The sequence below is a fragment of the Mesorhizobium sp. WSM4806 genome (assembly GCF_055811635.1).
Genome location: NZ_JBVVQZ010000053.1, coordinates 1 through 3,021 on the forward strand (window position 1 = coordinate 1; position 3,021 = coordinate 3,021).

Sequence of the window (3,021 nt, forward strand, 5' to 3'; positions counted from 1 at the left end):
TTTGAACCAGTGTTTCCGGCGATGGTGATGACCACCTCGTCCAGATGCCACACGTCGTCCGGCTGGGCCTCTTGCGGCGAAGGCGACGCACAGAGTCCGGGCCGAACTTCTTTGCCCAACGGTGACGCAGACTCAGCGGATACCGAAAATAAAGCCACACCGCATGGGCGATGATCTGAGGTGGGAAAGCGATGGCGCTTGTAGCTCTGACTGGCGCGGTTCATGCACGTGCGTCTATCGCGGTAACCCCTCACAAGCCGTTACCGTGATATCACCCCTGCTCGACACAAGCCAGGAACACGTTGCCGTTCATGGCGCCGTCGTAGACTCCGACACTGAAGGCTGCCGTCTTAAGCCGCGGGTGCTGGGCGCGCGCGCTGAAGGCTCAGCGTCGATCGCCACCCCGCAACGTAGAGGATCATTAGAATGAACAGGGGCAAAAGGATCAACAGTGTCGCCACCGCGGCAATTGTCGGGTCGACCTGGTGGCGAATGTCCTCCCACATCTTTAGCGGCAGGGTGCGGATTGAAAGCCCTGCCACCAGTGAGGTGATGACGACCTCATCAAACGAGGCGAGGAACGCGAACACAGCGCCGCCGATGATGCCCGGACGGATCAGTGGCAGCGTCACCCGCATAAATGTCCGGAACGGTCCCGCGCGCATGCTCATAGCCGCCTGCTCCAGCCGCGGGTCGAAATTCGCCAACGTAGCGGATACGATCACGACGACATAGCCGATGGAGGCAATGGTATGCGCCAGGACGATGCCGGTCATGGTGCCGAGCAGTCCTAGTTTGACCAGTCCGAGATAGGTCGCGATTCCCACAACGATAACCGGAAAGGTGATCGGTGTGAGGATCACCATAGTTAGAAAGCTACGCAGCCGCGGAAGAGTGCTGCTGAGGCCGTAAGCCGCAAGCGTGCCGAGGATGGTCGAAAGTATGGCGACCACAACACCGATCTGGATACTGGTCCAGGCGGCGGCATACCAGGACGGATCGCTGAAGAAAGATCGGTACCACTGCAGTGAAAGGCCCGAGGGCGGGAATTCCAAATACTTCCCCGCGCTGAATGACATTATGACGACGAGAATTTCGGGAAACAACAGGTAGAACATGACGAGCGCGAGGAACAGCACGCCAACGACCTTCGACCAGCGGCTGTCATGGCCGGCCTGGAAAAGTTGCGCCACCCAGCGCTTCGCCCGACGGGGAGCGAGAAACTCACCGAGATAGCGTAGCAACGGGCCGAATGAAGGAAGCCGACCCAGCCAAGAGTTCTGCGCTTGTTGCGGTTTACGGCCCTGCGCACCGGAAAGATCAAGCCCGAAGACGGATAGCACGACGATGGCGACTGCCAGGAGGATAAAGGCCGTGGCGGCAACACGCGCCATGTTAAATGAGGTCTGGACCTGCGACGCAATGAAGGTCGACAGCATGGCGTCTCCTAGCCCGCCGAGTGCGGCCGGCGTGATGTAGAAGCCGAGGCAGATCACAAAGACCAACAGCGAGCCGCCGCGTACGCCCGGCATACTGAGCGGGAAGAAAACGCGCCAGAAGGCGGCAAAAGGCCGTGCACCCATGCTGCGCGCAGCCGCCATGAGCGACTTGTCGATACCCATCATGACGCTGACCAGAGGCAGGATCATCATGGGCAGCATAATGTGAACCATGCCGATATAAACGGCCATGCGGTTGTAGATGAGCGGTAGCGGACTGGAGATAAGCCCGTGGTCGAGCAGCAGATTGTTGATCAGGCCGCGATCGCCAAGTATCACGATCCATGCATAGGTCCGCACCAATCCACTGGTCAGATAAGGCACAAGGACGAGCACAATGAGCGCGATGCGCAGGCGCTTCGACGCGGCCACAATAAGATAGGCCGTGGGATAGCCGATGAGGAGGCAGATTGCCGTGGCCACCACGCTAATCTCGATGGTTTGATAGAGCACGCGGATATTCGCGGATTGGCCGAAAAAGGCCTGATAGCTGGCAAGCGAGAAGGTCGGCGCATTGAGGCTGGTCAGAAACAATAGGATAATCGGAATGCCGAAGACAACCAGCAAAACTGCGAGAGCAGGCCCAGTGAGCACGATGGGCATTCGGCCCAATTTCTGAAGCATTTTCATCTGCGTTCCTTCTCACGTCCTGACAAAGCGAACGTCTGAGCGCAGCCAGTCGAGACGCACCTCATCGCCAGCTTGGAAAATCTGCTGGCCGGCGACGACGTGCTCGCGCACAATCAGGCCGCTGTTCCCGGCGCGTACATGGTATTTCCGCAACGGGCCGGCATAAATCATATCCTCGACGATGCCGGTGACGAACTGGCGCTGGTCTGCATCGGTGCGCTTCGAAGCCGCGGCAGCAGCGACGCAGATGCGCTCCGGCCGGATCATGGGCACGGTACCGGACGGCGGCTTGGCATCGGATTCGACCTTGAAACCAGGATTCTCGAGAATGTTGGCTTCGCCTAGAAAATTCGCCACGAAGCACGTCGCCGGCCTGTCATAGAGCGCCTCCGGCGTGTCGGTCTGCTCGATTCGCCCGGCGCGCATGACGACAATGCGATCCGACAGAGTGAGCGCCTCCTCCTGGTCGTGCGTGACACAGATGGTGGTGATGCCGAACTCTTTATGCAGGCTCTTCATCTCGACCTGCATCTGCTCGCGAAGGTTACGGTCAAGTGCGCCGAGCGGCTCATCGAGCAAGAGGAACGGCGGATCGGCGATCAGCGCTCGAGCAAGCGCCACGCGCTGCTGCTGGCCGCCGCTCAATTGCGACGGCATCCGGCCGCCAAAGTCGGTGAGGTGCACGCGCGCAAGCATGCGGTCGACCCGCGCTGCCTTCTCGGCAGCCTTCATGCCGCGCATTTCGAGCGGGAATTCTAGGTTCCGGCGCACCGTGAGGTGCGGAAACAGCGCATAGCTCTGGAAGACGATGCCTTGGTCGCGCCGGTAAGACGGCACCGCCGCGACCGACTTCCCAGCAATGCGGATGTCTCCCTCAGTAGGCGCTACGAAC

2 protein-coding genes and 2 pseudogenes are annotated in these 3,021 nt (G+C 60.0%); all 4 read right to left on the reverse strand.

All coding sequences use genetic code 11. From position 1 onward, the window contains the following. Positions 1-190, reverse strand: a pseudogene (locus tag AC0L2M_RS34505) (IS6 family transposase); the annotation flags it as partial. Positions 191-277: 87 nt separating this feature from the next. Further along, a pseudogene (locus AC0L2M_RS34510) lies at positions 278-376 on the reverse strand (IS630 family transposase); the annotation flags it as partial. Continuing rightward, entirely contained in the window at positions 351-2,129 is a 1,779-nt protein-coding gene (locus AC0L2M_RS34515; RefSeq protein ID WP_473537257.1) for an ABC transporter permease subunit, read from the reverse strand. The pseudogene AC0L2M_RS34510 and the gene AC0L2M_RS34515, both read right to left, overlap by 26 nt. 12 nt (positions 2,130-2,141) lie before the next feature. Next, the coding region (locus AC0L2M_RS34520) for an ABC transporter ATP-binding protein (RefSeq protein ID WP_473537258.1) at positions 2,142-3,021 on the reverse strand (880 nt) is incomplete at its 5' end.